We start from the raw sequence: 20,812 nt of genomic DNA on the forward strand, positions 1-20,812 counted from the left end.
GGCTCAGCGAGCCGGGGCCTCAAGCTGGCTGACCTGGCGGGCGCGGGCGTCCTCGGCCGATTCGGGCCAGCGGCCGTCCTGGATCACCGTGGGCTTCATCAGGATCACCAGCTCGCGCTTGCGGCTCACCGCGTTCTTCTGGCTGAACAGCTTGCCCACCAGGGGCATGTCGCCCAGCACCGGCAGGCCCGACTTGTCCAGCGTCTGGCTCTGCGTCATCAGGCCGCCGATGGCGACGATCTGGCCGTCGGCCACGCGCACGATCGAGTCGGTCTCGTTGACGGCGCTGGTCGCCAGCGGCAGCTTGTAGCTGCCCAGTGAGCCCAGGTCGACGTTCTTCTGCCGCTCGCTGACCACGCTGATGCTGGGGTGCACATGCAGCATCACATTGCCGCGCTCGTCGATCTGCGGCGTCACGTCCAGCGCGATGCCCGAGAAGAAGGGCTGCAGCGTCACCGTGGGCGTGCTGCTGGAGCTGGTGGCGGTGCTGGTGCTGGTGCTGGCCACGCCGGTGACATAGAGCTCGTCGGTGCCCACCTTGAGCACCGCCTTCTGGTTGTTCAGCGTGGCAATGCGCGGGCTGGACAGCACCTGCACGTCGCCCTGCGTCTGCAGGAAGTTCAGCATGGCGGCAAAGGTGCCGGCCTGGAAGGCGATGCCGTACATGCCGCCGCCCAGTGCGTTGGCCACCATCGCGCTGCCCGGCGTGGCCAGGTTGCCGCTGCCGTCGACCAGATCACCGGTGTTGCCGATCGTGGCACCGGGCTGCAGCATGCCCACACTGAGCTTGCCCTTGCCCAGGAACTTGCCGAAGCTGCTCCAGTTGATGCCCTGCTGCGATTCCTGGTCCAGCACGACATCGACGATCTTGGCCTCGATCATCACCTGGCGCTCGATGTTGATCTGCACCGCACCCAGGTACTGCTCGACCTGGCGCAGCTCGGCCGGCGAGGCCCGCACGACCACCACGCCGGCGGCCGGGTTGAGCACCACGCGGCGATCGGCGGCGGTGCCGACCAGCGCATTGAGTGAGCTCTGCACCTCGCGCCAGAAATCGGCGTCCGAGGTGGTGCGGACATGGGCCGAGTCTTCCGCCCGACCGCCGACAGTGCTGCCGGTGCTGCTTGCGCCGCCGCTGGTGGCCGCGCTGCCACCACTGGTGCCGGCCTGGGTGATGGAGCTGGACGAGACTCGGATGTCAGAGGCGCCCTGGCGCCGACCGGGCAGGTAGTTGATGCGGAACAGCCGCGTCTGCACGGTGTTCGAGTAGACGGTGATGCGGTTGCCCTGGACCTTGAATTCGTAGCCGTAGAGGTCTCGCAGGGCCGCCAACGCCTCCATCAGCGTGGTGTCCTTGAGCGTCAGCGACACGCTGCCGGTCACATCGGGCGAGACCAGCATGTTGAAGCGGCTGTTGACCGCCAGCTGCGCGAACACGGCCGAGGCCGGGGCATTGTTCATCGCCACGTCGAAGCGCGGCCCCTCGGCCGCGTCGGCAATGGCCGCCGGTGCGGACCCGGGCAGCGGCGCGGCGCTGGCCAGGCCGGCGCACGCCAGGCTGGCGGCCAGCAGGAGGGGGCGGATGATCATGGCGTCTCCTTGTTCAGGGCGACCACGCCCACCAGGTGCGGACCCGCGTGGCGGGTCGGGGTCCGCGTCAGCGGCGAGCGCAGCGCGTAGGACGGCGCGTGGTGCGGGATCGGTGTCTGGTGGGCCCAGACCCGCGCAGGCGCCGGGCGGGGTGACCGCTGCTTGGTGCGCCGCAGGACCGATGTGTGCGTGAGCGCCAGGCTTGGCGCGCTCGCCTGGGCCGGCCACTCGAAACGCAGGCCGCGCCAGCGCGCCGTCTCGCCCGATGGGGCCTTGGCCAGGGCCTGGGACAGTGCCGGCCGCGATGGTCCGGCTGCCACGAGCATGGCTGGCACCTGGGCTGTGGGCACACGCTGCGCGGCCACGGGGCGTGGCACGGCAGTCGCTGCCGTTTTCTTCGGGGGCGATGTCCGCGGGGCGGGCGCGACCAGATCGGCCCAGCTCAGGCGGGTCACCGGCGGCAGCGCTGGGGCGCTGGAGGTGACGGGTGTGTACTGCCACTGCGCCGTGTGCAGGCTGGTGGTCGGTGTCGGCGCAGCACGGCTGGTGGGCGCCAGGCTCACGGCACTGGCCACCGCGGCAGCCACCGGCGCAGCAGGCACCGGCGCCGGCAGGCGCGCACGGGCCTTGGGGTCCAGGTACTGCACGCCAACCAGGGTCCAGCGCTGCGGTCCGCCGGGGCCCTTGGCCAGCACGCCTTGCGCGTCAATGGCCACGATCTCGAAGGCGTTCCAGCGCTGGCCGGCACGCAGCAGCTGGCCGTCGACCAGCGCACTGGCCACGCCGTCCCGCGGCAATTGCAGGGACTGCAGCTGCGGCTCGGCCGGCGGGGCTGCCGGGGCCGCCGCGGGCACAGGGCCTCGGACACTGCCAGGCGCCACGGCGGCGGCGTCGCCACTGGCCAGGCCACCCAGCGGCCGGGTGGGGTCGGTCATGCCCGCGCAGCACAGGCCGGGGACCAGACCGAGCACGACCGCCAGGGTGGCGGCGCGGGGGACGCAGGATCGACGGGTCATGTCAGATCTCCATCCAGTTCTTGTCCAGGCTCAGCGTGTAGAGCCGCAGGGTCAGCGAGGCGCGCGGATGGCGCTCGACGACGAAGTTCATGCCGCCTGGCAAGAGGCGTTGCGGCAGCTGTTCCAGGCCCTGCACATAGGTCGCCAGGTCGACGAAGCTGCCCTCCAGCACGATCTCCACGCCCTGCTTCCACAGACCGGGCAGCTCGCCGCCGGCCCCTGAGGCCGCCGCAGAGGTGGCCAACGCGGCCGCCGACAGTGACTTCACGCTGCGCACCCGCAGCCGGCCAGCGCAGGTGGTGGCGCCGCCGCAGGCCTGCTGGCGCAGCATCTGCTGCAGCAGCGGCAGCATCTGCTGCGCGCTGACCAGGCCATTGGGTCCGCCCAACAGGCTTTGCTGGACGGCTGCGGCATGCCGGCGCGCGGCGTCGATCTGCTGCTGCTGGGTCTCGGCGAGCTGGCGGATCTCGCGTGCCAGCGCCTGGGCCTCGGCATCGGCCGCCTGGCGCTGCACGGCCTGGCTGCGCTGCTCGGCGCTCTGGCGTTGCCACTGCTGCAGCTGGCGCCCCAGGAACAGGGTGTCGGCCAGCGCCCACAGCAGCGCCACGCCGCAGGCGATCAGCGCCCAGCGTTCGCGCGGGCTGCGCGCATCGAAACGGCGGGTCAGCTCGGGCCAGCGGTCCCGGGCCTCGGCAAGGGCCTGGCGCAAGGCCTCGGTGCGTCGGTTCATCGTGCCTCCTTGGGCTCGGTACCGGGCAGGCCGCTGCGCAGCACGAACTCGGTCAGCACCGCCCCGGCATCGGCGCCGGCCTCATTGCCCACGGTGTTCACGCTCAGCTGAGCGAACTGGCGCCCGCGGAACACCGGTTCGGCATTCAGGCGGGCCAGGTAGTCGGGCACCGCCGAGGCGTCCAATGCCCGACCGCGCAGCTCCAGCGACTGGCCGTCGGGCGACACGCTGAAGCCGGTGATCCACAAGGCGCCGTGCGCCTGGTTGGCCAGAGCCTCGAAAAAGGCGGAGTAGGCCGGCGCCGACGCGGCGTCGGCCGAGCCGCGCAGACTGGCCTGCACCTTGGCCATGGCCTGCTCGATCGCACGCACGCGCGAGAGCTCGGCGTCGACGCCGCGGCGGCGCTGTTCCAGCTCGGACTTCAAGGCCTGGATCTGTGCTGCCTGGCTGCTGCGCAGCGTATCGGCCTGTGCCTGGTGCTGGTGGCGCTGCATCCAGGCCAGCCAAGCGCTGAGCGACAGCAGCACCAGCACGGTGCCTGCCCAGATCCACAGCGCCCGATCCAGACCGACACCGACGCGCTGGGGCCTCAGGGCCCCACGGTACAGATTGATCTGCTGGCGGCTCACGCCGGGGCCTCCGTCGTCTGACGCAGCGCGGCGCCCAGCGCCACCAGATGGCGCGCCAGCAGCTCAGGCAGTGCCTGGCCGGTCACGCTGCTGAGGTCCAGGCGCTCGTCCAGTGGCATCAGGCTCACCGGCACATACAACACCTGACCCAGCTCGTCACACAGGCTCTGGGCGGCCGGCCCGGGCAGCAGCGCCAGGCCGGCCACATTGGCGTGGCTGAACTGGCGCTCGCACAGGTCCAGCGTGCGCTGCAGTTCCAGCGCCAGGCGGTCCGCCGCCTGCTGGCGCAGGCCGGCATCGTCATGTGCCAGCAGGTCGGCTGTGATGTCGATGCGGCGGGACAGCAGCAGCTCGCCACGCAACGTCACCACCAGGATGGCCTGCTGCGGGCCGACCCACAGCAGGGCACGGGCACGATCGGCGTCGCCATCCAGCGCGCACAGATTGCGCAACGCGGTCTCGACAATGTCGATCGCCTCCAGCGGCACACGGGCGGTCTGGCAGTCTTCGGCCAGCGGCTTGATCGTGGCGGCTGGCGCCGCGGCCACCCAGGCGCTGCGCACCGGTGCCGACGGGTCGGCTGGCGGCACGGCCAGCACGTCGATGGCAGCGTCCTCCACCGGAAAATCCACCGCATCCTTGATGCGCCAACGCATCGCATCAGGCCAGTCGGCGCGGGGCAGCTCGGGAGCGTCGGCGCCCAGCAGTCGGTAGGCGGCCACAGGCAGCACCAACACCACCGGGACGGCGCCCAGTTCATGGCGCCGGCGCAGGGCCTGCCAGTGGCTCCAGCTCTGCGGCCGGGGGCCGGTCGCCATGCGCAACACACGCGGGCGCTCACCCGCCATCTGGCGCACTTCGGCCAGGGCGTAGTCGGCGTCGGTCAGCGCCAGACCGACCCATTGGTCGGTGTCGCGGACGGCAGGCGTGGTCGGCACAGGGAATCCCCATGAATGAGATACCCCCATCGTGCCGGGCCCGGGCGCTGCGCTGTCGGCCGAAAAGCGACCGGAATCAAGGCCTTACCGGGACTGATGGTGTGACACAACGCACGCCCCAGCCGCTTTGTGCACCGACTCGCCCATGAAAAAGGGCCGCCCAGGTGGGCGGCCCGCGTGGACCCGACGCCAGCGCGCCCGGTCAGTCGATCAGCGCTCAGCCAGCGGCTTGACGTCGCGCTTCTCGGCGCCGACGAACAGCTGGCGCGGACGGCCGATCTTGTACTCGGGGTCGGCGATCATCTCGTTGAGCTGGGCGATCCAGCCCACTGTGCGGGCCAGCGCGAAGATGGCGGTGAACAGCGAGACCGGGATGCCGATGGCGCGCTGCACGATGCCCGAGTAGAAGTCGACGTTCGGGTAGAGCTTGCGGGCGACGAAGTAGTCGTCTTCCAGCGCGATCTTTTCCAGCTCCATGGCCAGCTTGAACAGCGGGTCGTTGTGCAGGCCGAGTTCGCCCAGGACCTCGTGGCAGGTCTCGCGCATCAGCTTGGCACGCGGGTCGTAGTTCTTGTACACACGGTGACCGAAGCCCATCAGCTTGACGCCGGAGTTCTTGTCCTTCACCTGGCTCATGAACTCGCCGACCTTGGCCACGCCACCCATCTTCTGGATGTCGCCCAGCATGTTCAGGCAGGCCTCGTTGGCGCCGCCGTGCGACGGGCCCCACAGGCAGGCCACGCCGGCCGCGATGGCGGCGAACGGGTTGGTGCCCGACGAACCGCACAGGCGGACCGTGGAGGTGGAGGCGTTCTGCTCGTGGTCGGCGTGCAGGATGAAGATGCGGTCGAGCGCGCGCTCGATGACCGGGTTGACCTTGTACTCCTCGCACGGGGTGGCAAACATCATGCGCATGAAGTTGCCGGCGTAGGACAGATCGTTCTTCGGGTAGATGTAGGGCTGGCCGACGGTGTACTTGTAGGCCATGGCCACCAGCGTGGGCATCTTGGCGATCAGGCGGATCGCCGCAATCTCGCGGTGCTCGGGGTTATTGATGTCGGTGCTGTCGTGGTAGAAGGCCGACAGCGCGCCCACCAGGCCGGTCAGCACGGCCATCGGGTGGGCATCACGGCGGAAGCCACGCAGGAAGAACTGCATCTGCTCGTTGACCATCGTGTGGTTGATCACACGCGAGTGGAACGTGCCGCGCTGCTCGGTGTTGGGCAGCTCTCCGTAGAGCAGCAGGTAGCAGGTGTCGAGGTAGTCGCAGTTCACCGCGAGCTGCTCGATCGGGTAGCCGCGGTACAGCAGCTCGCCCTTGTCGCCGTCGATGTAGGTGATCGTCGAGTTGCACGACGCGGTGCTCAGGAAGCCCGGGTCATAGGTGAACTTGCCGGTCTGGCCGTAGAGCTTGCGGATGTCGATCACGTCGGGCCCGATGGTGCCCTTGTAGATCGGCAGGTCCATGCTGGGGCTGCCATCGGAGAACGACAGGGTGGCTTTCACGTCGGACGGGGTCATCGTCGGGTCCTTTCAAACAAATCGTGCGTCAACCGGGCTGGCGCAGCTGCACCAGAACATCCTGCACCTCAGGTCGGTCCAGTTCGCCCGTCGGCTCCTTGCGTGCCAGCAGGAGGTCGAGCAGGTCGTTATCGGCCAGGTCCATCAGGGTCTGGAGGCCTTCCACCTGCCGCAGCGTGAGTGTGCTCTCGTAGCGGCGGAAGAAGCGCTCCACGAACAGGTCGTTCTCGAGCAGGCCGCGCCGACACCGCCACTTGAGGCGACTGATGTCGGTGGGGGTCAGTGGTGCAGTGTCCATGCCCATGCTTGCTCGAACTTGACCGTGGTCAGGCGTGCCGTCAGACGGCGCGGCGGACCATCAGCTCCTTGATCTTGCCAATCGCCTTGGTCGGGTTCAGCCCCTTGGGGCAGACGTCGACGCAATTCATGATGGTGTGGCAGCGGAACAGGCGGTACGGGTCCTCGAGGTTGTCGAGGCGGGCGCTGGTGTCCTGGTCGCGGCTGTCGGCGATGAAGCGGTAGGCCTGCAGCAGACCGGCCGGGCCGACGAACTTGTCCGGGTTCCACCAGAAGCTGGGGCAGCTGGTGGAGCAGCTGGCGCACAGGATGCACTCGTACAGGCCGTCGAGCTCCTCGCGCTGCTCGGGCGACTGCAGGCGCTCTTTCTCGGGCGGCAGCGTGTCGTTGACCAGGTAGGGCTTGATCGAGTGGTACTGCTTGAAGAACTGGGTCATGTCCACGATCAGGTCGCGGATGACCGGCAGGCCCGGCAGCGGACGCAGCACCACGGTCTGCGGCAGCGTGCGCATGTTGGTCAGGCAGGCCAGGCCGTTCTTGCCGTTGATGTTCATGGCGTCCGAACCGCAGACGCCTTCGCGGCAGGAGCGGCGGAAGCTCAGCGTGGGGTCGACGGCCTTGAGCTTGACCAGGGCGTCCAGCAGCATGCGCTCATTGCCATCGAGTTCGATCTCGATGGTCTGCATGTAGGGCTTGGCGTCCTTGTCCGGGTCGTAGCGATAAATCTGAAACGTGCGCTTGTCAGCCATGATGTGCTTGTCCTCTCGTGGCGATCAGAAGGTACGGGCCTTGGGCGGCACGGATTCGACGGTCAGCGGCTGCAGGTTCACCGGCTTGTAGTCCAGGCGATTGCCTTCGGAGTACCACAGCGTGTGCTTCATCCAGTTCGCGTCATCGCGGGTCGGGTAGTCGTCGTGGGCGTGGGCGCCACGGCTTTCGGGACGCGCGGCGGCCGAGATCATCGTGGCCTTGGCAGCCTCGATCAGGTTGTCGACTTCCAGCGCCTCGATGCGCGCGGTGTTGAAGACCTTGGAGTTGTCCTTCAGGCCGATGGCCTTGACGCGCTCGGCCACCGCGGCAATGGCGGTGACGCCCTCGTCCATCGACTTCTGGGTGCGGAACACACCAGCGTGCTTCTGCATCGTCGAGCGGATGTCGTTGGCCACGTCCTGGGCGTACTCGCCGTTCTTGGCGCTGTCCAGGCGGGCCAGACGGGCCAGCGTGGCGTCGGCCGCATCGGCCGGCAGCGGCTTGTGGTTCTTCTGCTTGAGCGCGCTGGCCACGATGTGGTTGCCAGCGGCGCGGCCGAAGACCACCAGGTCGAGCAGCGAGTTGGTGCCCAGGCGGTTGGCGCCGTGCACCGACACGCAGGAGCATTCGCCCACCGCGTACAGGCCGTTCACCACCGAGCGCGGGTCGCCGTTCTTCGGGACCACGACCTGGCCGTTGACGTTGGTCGGGATGCCACCCATCTGGTAGTGGATGGTCGGCACCACCGGGATCGGCTCCTTGGTGATGTCGACGTTGGCGAAGTTGTGGCCGATCTCGAACACCGAGGGCAGGCGCTTGAGGATGGTCTCGGCGCCCAGGTGGGTCATGTCGAGCAGCACGTAGTCCTTGTTGGGACCGCAGCCGCGACCTTCCTTGATTTCCTGGTCCATTGAGCGCGAGACGAAGTCGCGCGGCGCCAGGTCCTTGAGCGTGGGCGCGTAGCGCTCCATGAAGCGCTCGCCGTTGGCGTTGCGCAGGATCGCGCCTTCGCCGCGGCAGCCTTCGGTCAGCAGCACGCCCGCGCCGGCCACGCCGGTGGGGTGGAACTGCCAGAACTCCATGTCCTGCAGCGGCAGGCCGGCACGCGCGGCCATGCCCAGGCCGTCGCCGGTGTTGATGAAGGCGTTGGTCGAGGCGGCGAAGATGCGGCCGGCACCGCCGGTGGCCAGCAGCACGGTCTTGGCTTCCAGGATGTGGATGTCGCCGGTTTCCATTTCCAGCGCGGTGACGCCGACCACGTCGCCATCGGCGTCACGGATCAGGTCGAGGGCCATCCACTCGACGAAGAAGTTGGTGCGGGCCTTGACGTTCTGCTGGTACAGCGTGTGCAGCAGCGCGTGGCCGGTGCGGTCGGCGGCGGCGCAGGCGCGCTGCACCGGCTTCTCGCCGTAGTTGGCGGTGTGGCCGCCGAAGGGGCGCTGGTAGATCGTGCCGTCGGGGTTGCGGTCGAACGGCATGCCGAAGTGCTCAAGCTCGTAAACGACCTTGGGTGCTTCACGGCACATGAACTCGATCGCGTCCTGGTCGCCGAGCCAGTCGGAGCCCTTGACGGTGTCGAAGAAGTGGTAGTGCCAGTTGTCTTCCGACATGTTGCCCAGCGAGGCACCGATGCCGCCCTGCGCCGCCACGGTGTGCGAGCGGGTGGGGAAGACCTTGGACAGCACGGCCACGTTGAGGCCGGCCAGCGACAGTTGCAGCGAAGCGCGCATGCCGGAGCCACCGGCGCCGACGATGACGACGTCGAACTTGCGCTTGGAAACTTGAGTCATGGTGTGTCTCTTCTCAGTCGGGTGCGCGTGCTCAGAGGCGCCACAGCACTTGGATGGCCCAGCCGGCGCAGCCGACCAGCCAGACGATGGTGAAGACGTGCAGCGCCAGGCGGATGCCCACCGGCTTGACGTAGTCCATCCAGATGTCGCGCACGCCCACCCAGGCATGCCAGGCCAGCGCGACGATGACCGAGAAGGTCAGGAACTTCATCCACTGGGCGGCAAAGATGCCGGCCCACTTGTCGTAGCCCATCTCACCGGGCATCAGCACCTGCACCAGCAGGACGACGGTGAAGAGCGCCATCAGCAGCGCGGTGATGCGCTGGGCCAGCCAGTCGCGCAGGCCGTAGCTGGCGCCGACGACCAGCCGCTTGGAACCGTGTTCGATTGCCATGTCGTGTTGTCCTTGTTGGCTCAGTACAGGCCGAAAAGCTTGGCGCCCAGCGCGGCGGTCAGCAGCAGGCTCACGGCCAGCGTGATGATGGCCGAGCTCTTGCCCTGCTCCTTGCTGACGCTGTGGGTGGCGTCCATCAGCAGGTGTCGCACGCCGGCCGTGAAGTGGTGCAGGTAGGCCCAGATCAGGCCCAGCACGACCAGCTTGACCAGCACGCCGGGGACAGGACCCAGGCCGGCCTCGAAGGCACTGCGAAAAGTGTCGAAGCTCACCTCGGAGGTGACGCTGGTGTCGAACAGCCAGATCACCAGCGGCAGCAGCAGGAACATGACCATGCCGCTGATACGGTGCAGGATGGAGACGATGCCCGCCGGCGGGAGCCGGTAGTTGCGAAGGTCCGTCAACGCATTGATGTTGCGGAACTCCGGGCGTTGCTTGAGCGTGTCGGCCATGAGGGGTGTCCTTGTTGTGGTCGCTCTGGAAAGGATCGGAGTCGGGAGGGGGCTACCGGTTCACTGTGTTCCCACGGTGAAACCCGAAGATTCTATTGCACTGCAGCAAGCTTTCAGTGGCCTTGCCAGCGTCGCGATTGCGGACACGCACAGGCATGGCGCGACTCAGTTGAGCTCATTGCGGTAGAAGTGGGCCGCGGTGTTGTACAGGCCGCGGCGCAGCTCCACCGGCCGGTCGCCATAAGTGTGGGCCAGGCGCTCGACGCTCAGCAGCGGCGTGCCGACCGGCACTTCCAGCAGCTCGGCCGTCGCGGCATCGGCGGCCACGGCGCGGATCTTTTCCTCGGCGCGGATCATGCGCACGCCGAATTCGGTCTCGAAGAGACCGTACATCGGGCCGGCGTACTGCGACAGGCGCTCGGCGCTCAGGCCCTTGAACGGGCCGGCAGGCAGCCAGATCTCGTCGAGCACCACCGGATGGTCATCGCGGCTGAGCGTGCGGCGCACCAGCACCGCGCTGTCGCCCGGCTTGAGCGCCAGGGCCTTGGCCACCTCGGCCGGTGCGCGCATGCGCCTGCAGTCCAGAAAGCGCCGCGCCATGCCAGTGGACGGGCCGTCATCGGGCGTCAGGCGCAGGAAGCGGTACTGGATGTTCTCTTCAGCATGGGTGGCCACGAAGGTGCCCTTGCCCTGGCGGCGCACCACCAGGTTCTCGGCCGCCAGCTCGTCGATCGCCTTGCGCACCGTGCCCTGGCTGACCTTGTAGCGCTGGGCCAGGTCGGTCTCGCTGGGGATCGCCTCGGCGGGCTTCCACTCGCCATCTTGCAGGCTGCGCACCAGCAAGGCCTTGATCTGCTGGTACAGCGGGCTGAAGGCAGGACCTTCAGCCACCGGCAGGACGTCGGCGTCGGGCGGATCGGCAGGCAGTTGCGCGGACATAGGGCGGCGATTGCAGCACAGGCGCCCCCCGGGCGTCCATGAATAACCAACTGATGTCTTATATAAGACATATGAATCTTGACGCACCCAGGGTTCCCCCCTAGACTCAGCGGCTCTACGCGCGGCCTGCGCCCGCCCGGAAGCCCGCTCGGCCACCGGCGCGACAGGCCCGCGTCAGCCGGTTAACGCAACCTCCCTCCTCTTTTCCCGGAGCCCCCTCATGAGCAAGACCCCCGTTCGCGTGGCCGTCACCGGCGCCGCTGGCCAGATCGGCTACGCGCTGCTGTTCCGCATCGCCTCTGGCGAGATGCTGGGCAAGGACCAGCCCGTCATCCTGCAACTGCTGGAAATTCCCGACGAGAAGGCCCAGAACGCGCTCAAGGGCGTGATCATGGAGCTGGAAGACTGCGCCTTCCCGCTGCTGGCCGGCATCGAGGCCCACAGCGACCCGATGACCGCCTTCAAGGACACCGACTACGCCCTGCTGGTGGGTGCCCGTCCGCGCGGCCCCGGCATGGAGCGCGCCGACCTGCTGGCCGCCAACGCCCAGATCTTCACCGCCCAGGGCAAGGCCCTGAACGCGGTGGCCTCGCGCAACGTCAAGGTGCTGGTGGTCGGCAACCCGGCCAACACCAACGCCTACATCGCGATGAAGTCGGCCCCGGATCTGCCGGCCAAGAACTTCACCGCCATGCTGCGCCTGGACCACAACCGCGCTGCCTCGCAGATCGCCGCCAAGATCGGCTGCGCCGTCGGCGACATCCAGAAGCTGTGCGTCTGGGGCAACCACTCGCCCACCATGTACGCCGACTACCGCTTCGCCACCGTGAACGGCAAGAGCGTCAAGGACACGATCAACGACCACGACTGGAACGCCAACACCTTCTTGCCCACCGTGGGCAAGCGTGGCGCCGCCATCATCGCCGCGCGCGGCCTGTCGTCGGCCGCCTCGGCCGCCAACGCCGCGATCGACCACTTGCGCGACTGGGCCCTGGGCACCAATGGCCAGTGGGTCACGATGGGCATCCCGTCCAAGGGTGAGTACGGCATCCCGGCCGAGACCATGTTCGGCTACCCCGTCACCTGCGAAGGCGGCGAGTACAAGATCGTCGAAGGCCTGCCGATCGACGCCTTCAGCCAGGAATGCATCAACAAGACCCTGGCCGAGCTCGAGGGCGAGAAGGACGGCGTCAAGCACCTGCTGTGATGTCGCCTGGCTGACCGCGGCCTGCGGTTAAGCTCGACAGCCGGCGCGCCTTCCAGGCCGCCGGCTTTTTTCTTTGTCCTGGCCCGTCCCCCGTCACGATGAGCACCCTGCGCCACCCCGCCGACGTTCTGTTCGAGGAAGGCGATGCCGTCCCCGAGCTGCCTGTGTGCGACCACTACTGCGGCGTCGAAGCGCGCATGCGCAAGAGCCTGCAGTTGCAGGCCGAGCTGGGCCCGGTGTTCGATGTCACGCTGGACGGTGAGGATGGCGCGCCCGTGGGCGGCGAGGTGGAGCACGCCCACCTGATCGCCGAGTTGGTGAACTCGCCGTTGAATGCGCACGGCCGCGTCGGCGCCCGCGTGGTGCCGGTGGATCACCCAGCCTTCCAGCCCATGCTTGACGCCCTGCTGCCGCGCGCCGGCGCGCGCCTGGCCTACCTGATGATCCCCAAGCCGCGCAACGCCGCCGATCTGGACGCCGCCGCGCGCGCGGTGGACGCCACGCTGGCGCGCAGCGGCTTCAGCCGGCCGCTGCCGCTGCAGGCGCTGGTGGAAACGCATGGCGCGCTGCGCGATGTGCGGGCGCTGGCCGAGCACCCCCGGCTGGAGAGCCTGTCCTTCGGGCTGATGGACTTCGTCTCGGCGCACCGCGGCGCGATCCCGCAATCAGCCATGGGCGTGCGCGGCCAGTTCGAGCACCCGCTGGTGCTGCGCGCCAAGCTGGAGATCGCCGCCGCCTGCCACGCCGCGGGCAAGGTGCCGTCGCACTGCGTGGTGACCGAATTCAAGGACCTGGACGGTCTGCGTCAGGCCGCCCGGCGCGCGGCGCGCGAACTGGGCTACAGCCGCATGTGGAGCATCCACCCTGACCAGATCCGCCCCATCGTCGAGGCCTTTTCGCCCGCCGCTGACGAGATCGAGCAGGCCATCGAGATCATCCTGGCCGCCCAGGACGCCGACTGGGCGCCCATCCGCCACCGCCACGGCGGACGTGAGCAGTTGCATGATCGTGCGAGCTTCCGTTACTTCTGGCAGGTGATGCAGCGCGCCCACCGCACTGGCGCCGCCCTGTCCCCGGACGTGGTGCAGCGCTTCTTTGTCACCACCTGAGCGGCCCGGGCGACTCCGGAAACGTCCGGACACCGCATCGGAGCCTGGCAGAGGACAATCCAGCCCCATCATCGTTGCCCATCGATCCATGAAGAAGTACGTCGTTGTGTCTGCCGTGGCCTGCCTGGCCGCCCTGCTCCCCGTGGCCGCTGCGGCCCAGCCCGGCGCAAGCCCCGCCAAACCGGCTGCCAAGCCAGCCGCCAAGGCACCGGTCCGCAAGAAGGCCCCGCCCGCCCCGGTCGAGGTGCCCCTGCCCGCCGCCACCGGCGAGCAGAACGCCGCCGCCGCGATGACCCTGTTCGGCGACTACGGCTGCGAGTTCAACCAGACCGTCAAGGTGGCGATGAACCCGAAGTACGACGGCTACATCGACGTCAGCTTCGGCAAGCGCCAGTGGACGATGAAGCCCATCCTGTCCAGCACCGGTGCTCTGCGTCTGGAGGACGTCAAGGGCCAGACCCTGATGCTGCAGATCGCTCACAAGTCGATGCTGATGGACGTGAAGATCGGCCAGCGCCTGGTCGACGAGTGCCAGCACGAGAAGCAGCTGGAGGCCAAACGCGCCTACGAGGCCCAGCAAGCCCAGGGCGGCGGCGCCACGCCGGGCCTGTTGCAGGCCGATCCACCGCCTCAGCGCTGAAGTCCGCCCCACAGCGCGCCGGCCTGTCACGCGGCTGACGCGCACCGATTGCCCTGCACGCCGGGTCGAATATCGCCCGGCGTGCGTCTTTCTGGCGCCAAAATTGCATGTTGCCCGGCCGCCCGCCGCGGCCAGCACACGCCCGGCCCTGAATCAGTGCTTGGCAAGTCTTATATAAGATATAAAATACCGTAGTTACCCGCAGTCACCCGACGCGGGTCCCGCCGCAGAACCACCGACGACCGCCCCCATCAGGAGCCCCGACATGCTGCAAGCCTACCGCCAACATGCCGCCGAACGCGCCGCGCTCGGCATCCCCCCGCTGGCCCTCGACGCCAAGCAGGTGTCCGAGCTGATCGAATTGATCAAGAACCCGCAGTCCTTGGCAAATGCGGGCGAAGAGGCCTTCCTGCTCGATCTGCTGACCCACCGCGTGCCGCCGGGCGTGGACGATGCCGCCAAGGTCAAGGCCAGCTTCCTGGCCGCGGTCGCCCACGGCGACGTGAAGGTCGGCCTGATCTCCAAGGCCAAGGCCACCGAGCTGCTGGGCACCATGGTGGGCGGCTACAACGTGCATCCGCTGATCGAGCTGCTCGACGACGCCGAGGTGGCGGGTGTCGCGGCCGAGGGCCTGAAGAAGACCCTGCTGATGTTCGACTACTTCAATGACGTGGCCGCCAAGGCCAAGGCCGGCAACGCCAAGGCCCAGGAAGTCATGCAGTCGTGGGCCGACGCCGAGTGGTTCACCTCGCGCCCCGAAGTGCCCAAGAGCATCACCGTCACCGTCTTCAAGGTGCCCGGCGAGACCAACACCGACGACCTCTCGCCGGCCCCCGATGCCTGGAGCCGCCCGGACATCCCGATGCACTACCTGGCGATGCTGAAGAACACGCGTCCTGACGCGGCCTTCAAGCCCGAGGAAGACGGCAAGCGCGGCCCGATGCAGTTCATCGAGGACCTGAAGAAGAAGGGCCACCTGGTCGCCTATGTGGGCGACGTGGTGGGCACCGGCTCCAGCCGCAAGTCGGCCACCAACAGCGTGATCTGGGCCACCGGCCAGGACATCCCGTTCGTGCCGAACAAGCGCTTCGGCGGCGTCACGCTGGGCGGCAAGATCGCCCCGATCTTCTTCAACACGCAAGAGGACTCGGGCTCGCTGCCGATCGAGGTCGATGTCTCCAAGCTGGAAATGGGCGACGTGATCGACGTGCTGCCCTATGACGGCAAGATCGTGAAGGCGGGCGCCACCGTCGCCGAGTTCAAGCTCAAGAGCGAGGTGCTGTTCGACGAAGTGCGCGCTGGCGGCCGCATCAACCTGATCATCGGCCGCAGCCTGACCGCCAAGGCGCGCGAGTTCCTGGGCCTGCCGGCCTCCACCGTGTTCCGCCTGCCGCAGGCCCCCGCCGCGACCAAGGCCGGCTTCACGCTGGCCCAGAAGATGGTCGGCCGCGCTTGCGGCCTGCCGGAAGGCCAGGGCGTGCGCCCGGGCACCTACTGCGAGCCCCGCATGACCACCGTCGGCAGCCAGGACACCACCGGCCCGATGACTCGCGACGAGCTGAAGGACCTGGCCTGCCTGGGTTTCTCGGCCGACATGGTGATGCAGTCCTTCTGCCACACCGCCGCCTACCCGAAGCCGGTGGACGCCAAGATGCACCGCGAGCTGCCGCCCTTCATCAGCAGCCGCGGCGGCGTGGCCCTGCGCCCGGGCGACGGCGTGATCCACAGCTGGCTCAACCGCCTGCTGCTGCCCGACACCGTGGGCACCGGCGGCGACAGCCACACCCGCTTCCCGATCGGCATCTCCTTCCCGGCCGGCTCCGGTCTGGTGGCCTTCGGCGCCGCCACCGGCGTGATGCCGCTGGACATGCCCGAGTCGGTGCTGGTGCGCTTCAAGGGCACGATGCAGCCCGGCGTCACGCTGCGTGACCTGGTGCACGCCATCCCGCTGTACGCGATCAAGGCCGGTCTGCTGACCGTGGCCAAGGCCGGCAAGAAGAACATCTTCTCGGGCCGCGTGCTGGAGATCGAAGGCCTGCCCGACCTGAAGGTGGAACAGGCCTTCGAGCTGAGCGACGCCTCGGCCGAGCGCTCGGCCGCCGGTTGCACGATCAAGCTCAACAAGGAGCCGGTGATCGAGTACCTGCAGTCGAACATCGTGCTGATGAAGAACATGATCGCCGACGGCTACCAGGACGCCAAGACCCTGGCCCGCCGCATCGAGAAGGTCGAAGCCTGGCTGGCCAACCCGCAGCTGCTGGAGGCCGACGCTGACGCCGAGTACGCCGCCGTCATCGAGATCGACCTGGCCGAGATCACCGAACCCATCGTCTGCTGCCCGAACGACCCGGACGATGCCAAGACCCTGTCCGAAGTGGCCGGCACCCAGATCGACGAGGCCTTCATCGGCTCGTGCATGACCAACATCGGCCACTTCCGTGCCGCCGCCACCGTGCTGGGCGGCGCGCGCGACATCCCGGTCAAGCTGTGGGTCGCCCCGCCGACCAAGATGGACGCGGCCGAGCTGATGAAGGAAGGCCACTACGCCGCCTTCGGCAGCGCCGGTGCGCGCACCGAGATGCCGGGCTGCTCGCTGTGCATGGGCAACCAGGCCCAGGTGCGCGAAGGCGCCACGGTGATCTCCACCTCCACCCGCAACTTCCCGAACCGCCTGGGCAAGAACACCAACGTGTTCCTGGGCTCGGCCGAGCTGGCCGCGGTGGCCTCCAAGCTGGGCAAGCTGCCCACCAAGGAGGAGTACCTGGCGGCCACTGGCGTGATCACCGCCAAGGCCGAGCAGATCTACAAGTACATGAACTTCAACCAGATCGACGAGTACGTCGAGACGGCCAAGACGGTCGCCTGATCAGCCTGCGCTGAACCAGCCCCAGGCCCGCCCCGTGCGGGCCTTTTTCATGGGCCACCGTCGGGCCACTCCTGTGCCAGCAGCCCCCACAGGTGGATGTCGACCGGGCGGCCCGCCTTGCCGCTGTAGCGCTGGCGCAGCCGCCCTTCCAGCGTGAAGCCCAGGCGCTGCAGCAGCGCGTTGCTGGCCAGGTTGTCGGGCTGCACCTCGGCCTCGATGCGGCGCAGGCCCAGCGGGCCGACGGCGTGGCCGATCAGCGCCGTCAGCGCCTCGCGGGCCAGGCCCTGGCGCCAGTGCGTACGACCCAGCACATAGCCCAGGTCGACGCGCCGGTTGGGCTCGTCGTGCTTGAACAGCAACGCGGTGCCGATCGCCACATCGTCCTCGCGCCGCGCGATCACCAGCTGCCGCGTGTCGCCGGCCGCCTCCAGGCCGCGCATGCGGGCCAGCCAGGCCTGGGCATCGTCCAGGCTGCGCCAGGTGGCGTAGGGCAGGAAGCGGGTGGCCTCGTCGTCGCTGTTGACGGCCAGCAGCGCGGGCAGGTCGGTGTCGGTCACCGGGCGCACGCACAGGCGCGGGGTCAGCAGCGGTCCCCATTCAGGCAGGCTCATCGGTGCTCCTGGTGCTCCTCGGGGGTTCCAGCGCCTCGGCGCGCTGCTGCAGGCTCTGCCGCTCGCGCTGGTTGGTGCTGAGCGCGGCGGCGCGCAGCCAGGCCTGGCGTGCCTCGCCGCGCCGGCCCAAACGCGCCAGCAGATCACCTTGCACCGCGGGCAGCCAGGGATAGGCCGCCAGCGCCGGCTCGTGCTGCAGGGCCTCGACCATCACCAGCGCGGCGGCTGGCCCCTGGTGCATGCCCACCGCCACGGCGTGGTTCAGTGCCACCACCGGCGACGGTGAGCGCTGCCTCAGCCGCTCATACAGCGCGCAGACAAGCGCCCAGTCGGTGTCCTCGGCGCGCGCGGCCCGCGCATGGCAGGCCGCCAGTGCGGCCTGCAGCTGGTAGCTGTCGGGTGATGCCGGTGCCAGCGCATCGGCCCTGGCCAGCGCCTCAAGCCCGTGGCGGATCAGCAGCCGGTCCCAGCGCCGGCGGTCCTGCTCGGCCAGCAGGATCGGCCGGCCATCGGCCTCGGTGCGCGCGGCGATCCGTGAGGCCTGCAGGCTCATCAGCGCCAGCAGGCCCCAGGCCTCGGGCTCGGCCGGCGCCAGTTGCACCAGCATGCGGCCCAGGCGCAGCGCCTCGTCGCACAGCGCCGGGCGCATCCAGTCCTCACCCGCGGTGGCGGTGTAGCCCTCGTTGAACACCAGGTAGACCACCTCCAGCACCGAGCCCAGGCGCGCCGCCAGCGCCGTGCCTCGCGGCAGCTCGCAGGGGATGCGTGCCTCGGCCAGCGTGCGCTTGGCACGCACCAGGCGCTGCGCCATCGTCGGCTCGCTGACCAGGAAGGCGCGGGCGATCTCGGCGGTGGACAGGCCGGCCAGCACCTTCAGCGTCAGCGCCACACGCTGCGGCGGCGGCAGCACCGGGTGGCAGGCGGTGAACAGCAGGCGCAGCAACTCGTCATCGCCGACGCTGCGCGCGGCGCGCCGGGCATCCAGCGTGTCGGCGTGGTCGGGGTGGCGGTCGGCCTGCATCGCGATCAGGTCCTCGGCCAGCGCGGCCTCGTGGCCGGCAGCCATCTGGCGATGCCGCAGCCAGTCCAGCGCCTTGCGCTGCGCGGTGGTCATCAACCAGGCACCGGGCTTGTCAGGCAGGCCGTCGGTGGGCCAGCGCTGCAGCGCTTCCAGCCAGGCGTCCTGGGCCAGCTCCTCGGCCACGCCCAGGTCGTGCACGCGCCGCGCGACGGTGGCCACGACCCGCGCCGACTCGATGCGCCAGATCGCCGCCAGCGCGGCATCCAGCGGGCCGCTCACCGCGGCGGCAGCGCGGTGTCCATGGCCTTCATGCGCTCGATCTCGGCACTGGGCGGAAATTCGTCCAGCTCGATCAGCTGGCGCACCTCGATCACCGCCGCCTGGCCGCGGCCGGCCGGGTTGGGAAAGCGCCGCGCCCACTCCAGGGCCTCCTCGCGGCTGCGCACCTGGATCAGGGTGTAGCCGGCGATCAGCTCCTTGGCCTCGGCGAAGGGGCCGTCCACCACCTGGCGGCTGTCGTCGGCGCCATAGTGCACGCGCCAGCCGCTGCGGCTGGGGTGCAGGCCGGCGCCTTCAAGCAGCACGCCGGCGCGGGCCAGCTCCTCGTGGTAGGCGGCCATCTCGGCCAGCAGCTCGGGCGGGGCCTCGGGGGTCTGCTCGGCCTCGAAGGCCTCGCAGGACTTCACCATGATCATGAAACGCATCGCCGTCCTTTCAACCGGGCATCTGCGGCTGCAGCATGCTGTGGCGGTTGCCCTCGGTGTCGACGAAGGAGACGTAGTCGCCCACGCCCGGAATGGGCATCGGCTCACCCATCACCTCGCCGCCTGCCGCGTGGACGCGGGCCATCGCCGCACGGATGTCATCCACCGCGATCACCACGCTGGGGTGCTGCATCGGGTTGTCCGCCTGGAACGGAAACAGGCCGCCATTGATGACACCGCGCTTGGTGCCCGGCTCGGCGCTGTCCTCACTGGCCGTGGTGGCCATCAGGTAGTCGCCCATCTCGGGCCCGAACTGCTGCACCTGCCAGCCAAAGGCCTCGCGGTAGAAGCGGGTGGCACGGGCGGCATCGCGGTAGGGCATCTCGAAATGCACGACGGGACACATTGGTGTGCTCATGGCGCTTTCCTCCAAAACAGGGTGATGTCAGCTCGACGCACAAGGCTCGCGCGTTTCGACCGCGCGGCGCCTGGGACAAACCCGGATCAGCCCCGGTTCGAGCCCTCGAAGCACGGCGCCAGCGCGCGCACCTCCACCGTCGCCCACTCGGCCGCCGGGCAGCGCCGCGCCCAGGCCAGCGCCTGCTCGCGGCTGACGTTCTTCAGCAGGAAGAAGCCACCGACCATCTCCTTGGCCTCGGTGAACGGGCCGTCGTGCTGCACGCCGCGCTCGATGCGCACCGCCTGATCCAGACCGGCCAGCGACTCCACCGCGGCCAACTGCCCCTCGGCGGCGATCGCCTCACCAAAGCGCTGCATGCGCGCATAGGCTTCGCGGCCCTCGGCTTCGGTGCGGGTGGCGCGCTGGCCCATCGGTTCATGGATCAGCAGCAGATAGGACATGACGGACTCCGGATGCGGCGCGGGGGCGAGGAAGCGGATGCTACGGCATGGGCTGGATCCATGATCGGACGGATGACCGACCTCGCCGTCCGCCTGCACTGGAGTACGCTTGTGGGGCTGAGGGCCGTTCGAGCCCAGCGCGGTCCACGGTCAGGCCAGGGAGGTCACCCGGTGTCATTGTTCAGTCTGCAACGCACGGCCCTGGTCGGCATCTGCGCCGCTCTGGCGGCCTGTGCCGCAAGCCAGCCCGATCCCAGCCGGCTCACGCGTGAGCAATTGCTGGCCTGCGAGGAAACCAAGATCGAGTTGGCAGTCGAGGCCGCTCGCCTGCGGCAGCGGCAAACCAACCTGGGCACCTTGCAGGCCAAGCTCCAGGAGGCCAATCGGCAGCTCTGGACCCAGGCCAACACGCATCCCGTGCCCGGCTCTGGCGCCTCCCTCGAGGTCATGGAGACCGCCGCCACACTGAATGCCGCCATCGATGGGTCGAATGCCGATGCGTCCGCGCTGAGGGCCGATGCCCAGGCGTACAACCAACGGACTGAGGCCTACAACAGGGCCTGTGCGGGCAAGTGGTTCAGACCCATCGACGTCGACTGGGTCAAACATCAGCTGCGCGAGCGACGGGCGGCCCGGGCGGCGGCCTCGGCAAGTGCCGTGCGCGACGACAGCATCCGCTGATCGCTGGCGTACGCTTGAGGCTTCACCGTCGTGCCCTTGGGGCCTGACCCGGACGATCCAGGGAGG

At 68.9% G+C, this 20,812-nt stretch carries 22 protein-coding genes; 5 read left to right on the top strand and 17 right to left on the bottom strand.

Annotated elements, in window-relative coordinates; translation table 11 throughout:
* Nucleotides 1–3: 3 nt before the first annotated feature.
* The 12 genes from mshL to KAK06_RS07680 all read right to left on the bottom strand — a co-directional run bounded on the left by mshL (nucleotide 4) and on the right by KAK06_RS07680 (nucleotide 11,046).
* Nucleotides 4–1,590, bottom strand: a complete 1,587-nt coding sequence (gene mshL, locus KAK06_RS07625) for a pilus (MSHA type) biogenesis protein MshL (RefSeq protein ID WP_210801344.1) — start codon at nucleotides 1,588–1,590, stop codon at nucleotides 4–6.
* Nucleotides 1,587–2,606: a hypothetical protein gene (locus KAK06_RS07630; RefSeq protein ID WP_210801345.1), complete on the bottom strand. Its 1,020-nt coding sequence runs from the start codon at nucleotides 2,604–2,606 to the stop codon at nucleotides 1,587–1,589. The genes mshL and KAK06_RS07630 overlap by 4 nt, the downstream gene beginning before the upstream one ends.
* A gap of 1 nt (nucleotide 2,607) precedes the next feature.
* Entirely contained in the window at nucleotides 2,608–3,336 is a 729-nt protein-coding gene (locus KAK06_RS07635) for a type II secretion system protein M (protein WP_210801346.1), read from the bottom strand.
* Nucleotides 3,333–3,965: a PilN domain-containing protein gene (locus KAK06_RS24535; RefSeq protein ID WP_210801347.1), complete on the bottom strand. Its 633-nt coding sequence runs from the start codon at nucleotides 3,963–3,965 to the stop codon at nucleotides 3,333–3,335. Before KAK06_RS24535 ends, KAK06_RS07635 begins: the two co-directional genes overlap by 4 nt.
* Complete coding sequence (locus tag KAK06_RS07645; RefSeq protein ID WP_210801348.1) at nucleotides 3,962–4,903, bottom strand: agglutinin biogenesis protein MshI; 942 nt, start codon at nucleotides 4,901–4,903, stop codon at nucleotides 3,962–3,964. Before KAK06_RS07645 ends, KAK06_RS24535 begins: the two co-directional genes overlap by 4 nt.
* 210 nt (nucleotides 4,904–5,113) lie before the next feature.
* Nucleotides 5,114–6,424 (bottom strand): citrate synthase, encoded by a 1,311-nt coding sequence (gene gltA, locus KAK06_RS07650; protein ID WP_210801349.1) that lies wholly within the window; start codon nucleotides 6,422–6,424, stop codon nucleotides 5,114–5,116.
* 28 nt (nucleotides 6,425–6,452) lie between these two features.
* The gene (locus KAK06_RS07655; RefSeq protein WP_210801513.1) at nucleotides 6,453–6,722 is read right to left on the bottom strand and encodes an FAD assembly factor SdhE; all 270 of its coding nucleotides are present in this window, start codon (nucleotides 6,720–6,722) and stop codon (nucleotides 6,453–6,455) included.
* Nucleotides 6,723–6,762: 40 nt separating this feature from the next.
* The gene (locus KAK06_RS07660; protein WP_210801350.1) at nucleotides 6,763–7,470 is read right to left on the bottom strand and encodes a succinate dehydrogenase iron-sulfur subunit; all 708 of its coding nucleotides are present in this window, start codon (nucleotides 7,468–7,470) and stop codon (nucleotides 6,763–6,765) included.
* Nucleotides 7,471–7,494: 24 nt separating this feature from the next.
* The gene (sdhA, locus tag KAK06_RS07665; protein WP_210801351.1) at nucleotides 7,495–9,261 is read right to left on the bottom strand and encodes a succinate dehydrogenase flavoprotein subunit; all 1,767 of its coding nucleotides are present in this window, start codon (nucleotides 9,259–9,261) and stop codon (nucleotides 7,495–7,497) included.
* Between the two features lie 31 nt (nucleotides 9,262–9,292).
* Nucleotides 9,293–9,655: a succinate dehydrogenase, hydrophobic membrane anchor protein gene (sdhD, locus tag KAK06_RS07670; RefSeq protein WP_210801352.1), complete on the bottom strand. Its 363-nt coding sequence runs from the start codon at nucleotides 9,653–9,655 to the stop codon at nucleotides 9,293–9,295.
* A gap of 20 nt (nucleotides 9,656–9,675) precedes the next feature.
* Nucleotides 9,676–10,107, bottom strand: coding sequence for a succinate dehydrogenase, cytochrome b556 subunit (sdhC, locus tag KAK06_RS07675; protein ID WP_210801353.1), 432 nt, complete (start codon nucleotides 10,105–10,107; stop codon nucleotides 9,676–9,678).
* A 165-nt stretch (nucleotides 10,108–10,272) separates the two neighbouring features.
* Complete coding sequence (locus KAK06_RS07680) at nucleotides 10,273–11,046, bottom strand: GntR family transcriptional regulator (RefSeq protein WP_210801354.1); 774 nt, start codon at nucleotides 11,044–11,046, stop codon at nucleotides 10,273–10,275.
* Between the two features lie 220 nt (nucleotides 11,047–11,266).
* On the opposite strand from KAK06_RS07680, the gene KAK06_RS07685 reads away from it, so the two are divergent.
* The 4 genes from KAK06_RS07685 (at nucleotide 11,267) to acnB (ending at nucleotide 16,868) form a co-directional block, all read left to right on the top strand.
* Nucleotides 11,267–12,253, top strand: a complete 987-nt coding sequence (locus KAK06_RS07685) for a malate dehydrogenase (RefSeq protein WP_210801355.1) — start codon at nucleotides 11,267–11,269, stop codon at nucleotides 12,251–12,253.
* A gap of 98 nt (nucleotides 12,254–12,351) precedes the next feature.
* The gene (locus KAK06_RS07690; protein ID WP_210801356.1) at nucleotides 12,352–13,362 is read left to right on the top strand and encodes an HpcH/HpaI aldolase/citrate lyase family protein; all 1,011 of its coding nucleotides are present in this window, start codon (nucleotides 12,352–12,354) and stop codon (nucleotides 13,360–13,362) included.
* Between the two features lie 88 nt (nucleotides 13,363–13,450).
* A complete protein-coding gene (locus KAK06_RS07695) occupies nucleotides 13,451–14,002 on the top strand; it encodes a hypothetical protein (RefSeq protein WP_210801357.1) in 552 nt (183 codons plus the stop codon).
* Nucleotides 14,003–14,267: 265 nt separating this feature from the next.
* The gene (gene acnB, locus KAK06_RS07700; RefSeq protein WP_210801358.1) at nucleotides 14,268–16,868 is read left to right on the top strand and encodes a bifunctional aconitate hydratase 2/2-methylisocitrate dehydratase; all 2,601 of its coding nucleotides are present in this window, start codon (nucleotides 14,268–14,270) and stop codon (nucleotides 16,866–16,868) included.
* A gap of 47 nt (nucleotides 16,869–16,915) precedes the next feature.
* Here acnB and KAK06_RS07705 read toward each other — a convergent pair whose 3' ends face one another.
* From KAK06_RS07705 to KAK06_RS07725, 5 genes are all read right to left on the bottom strand, one after another.
* Entirely contained in the window at nucleotides 16,916–17,479 is a 564-nt protein-coding gene (locus KAK06_RS07705; protein WP_210801359.1) for a GNAT family N-acetyltransferase, read from the bottom strand.
* Nucleotides 17,466–18,779, bottom strand: a complete 1,314-nt coding sequence (locus tag KAK06_RS07710; protein ID WP_210801360.1) for an RNA polymerase sigma factor — start codon at nucleotides 18,777–18,779, stop codon at nucleotides 17,466–17,468. The genes KAK06_RS07705 and KAK06_RS07710 overlap by 14 nt, the downstream gene beginning before the upstream one ends.
* A complete protein-coding gene (locus KAK06_RS07715) occupies nucleotides 18,776–19,204 on the bottom strand; it encodes a YciI family protein (RefSeq protein WP_210801361.1) in 429 nt (142 codons plus the stop codon). Before KAK06_RS07715 ends, KAK06_RS07710 begins: the two co-directional genes overlap by 4 nt.
* Nucleotides 19,205–19,214: 10 nt before the next feature.
* Nucleotides 19,215–19,622 (bottom strand): VOC family protein, encoded by a 408-nt coding sequence (locus KAK06_RS07720; protein ID WP_210801362.1) that lies wholly within the window; start codon nucleotides 19,620–19,622, stop codon nucleotides 19,215–19,217.
* An 86-nt stretch (nucleotides 19,623–19,708) separates the two neighbouring features.
* On the bottom strand, nucleotides 19,709–20,065 hold the full coding sequence (locus KAK06_RS07725; RefSeq protein WP_210801363.1) for a YciI family protein: 357 nt from the start codon (nucleotides 20,063–20,065) through the stop codon (nucleotides 19,709–19,711).
* Between the two features lie 72 nt (nucleotides 20,066–20,137).
* Between KAK06_RS07725 and KAK06_RS07730 the strand changes: the two genes are divergently transcribed.
* Nucleotides 20,138–20,746 (top strand): hypothetical protein, encoded by a 609-nt coding sequence (locus KAK06_RS07730; RefSeq protein ID WP_210801364.1) that lies wholly within the window; start codon nucleotides 20,138–20,140, stop codon nucleotides 20,744–20,746.
* The last annotated feature ends 66 nt before the right edge of the window (nucleotides 20,747–20,812 follow it).

This window comes from Ideonella aquatica, assembly GCF_018069755.1.
In the GTDB taxonomy this organism is placed as follows: Bacteria; Pseudomonadota; Gammaproteobacteria; order Burkholderiales; family Burkholderiaceae_C; genus Ideonella; species Ideonella aquatica.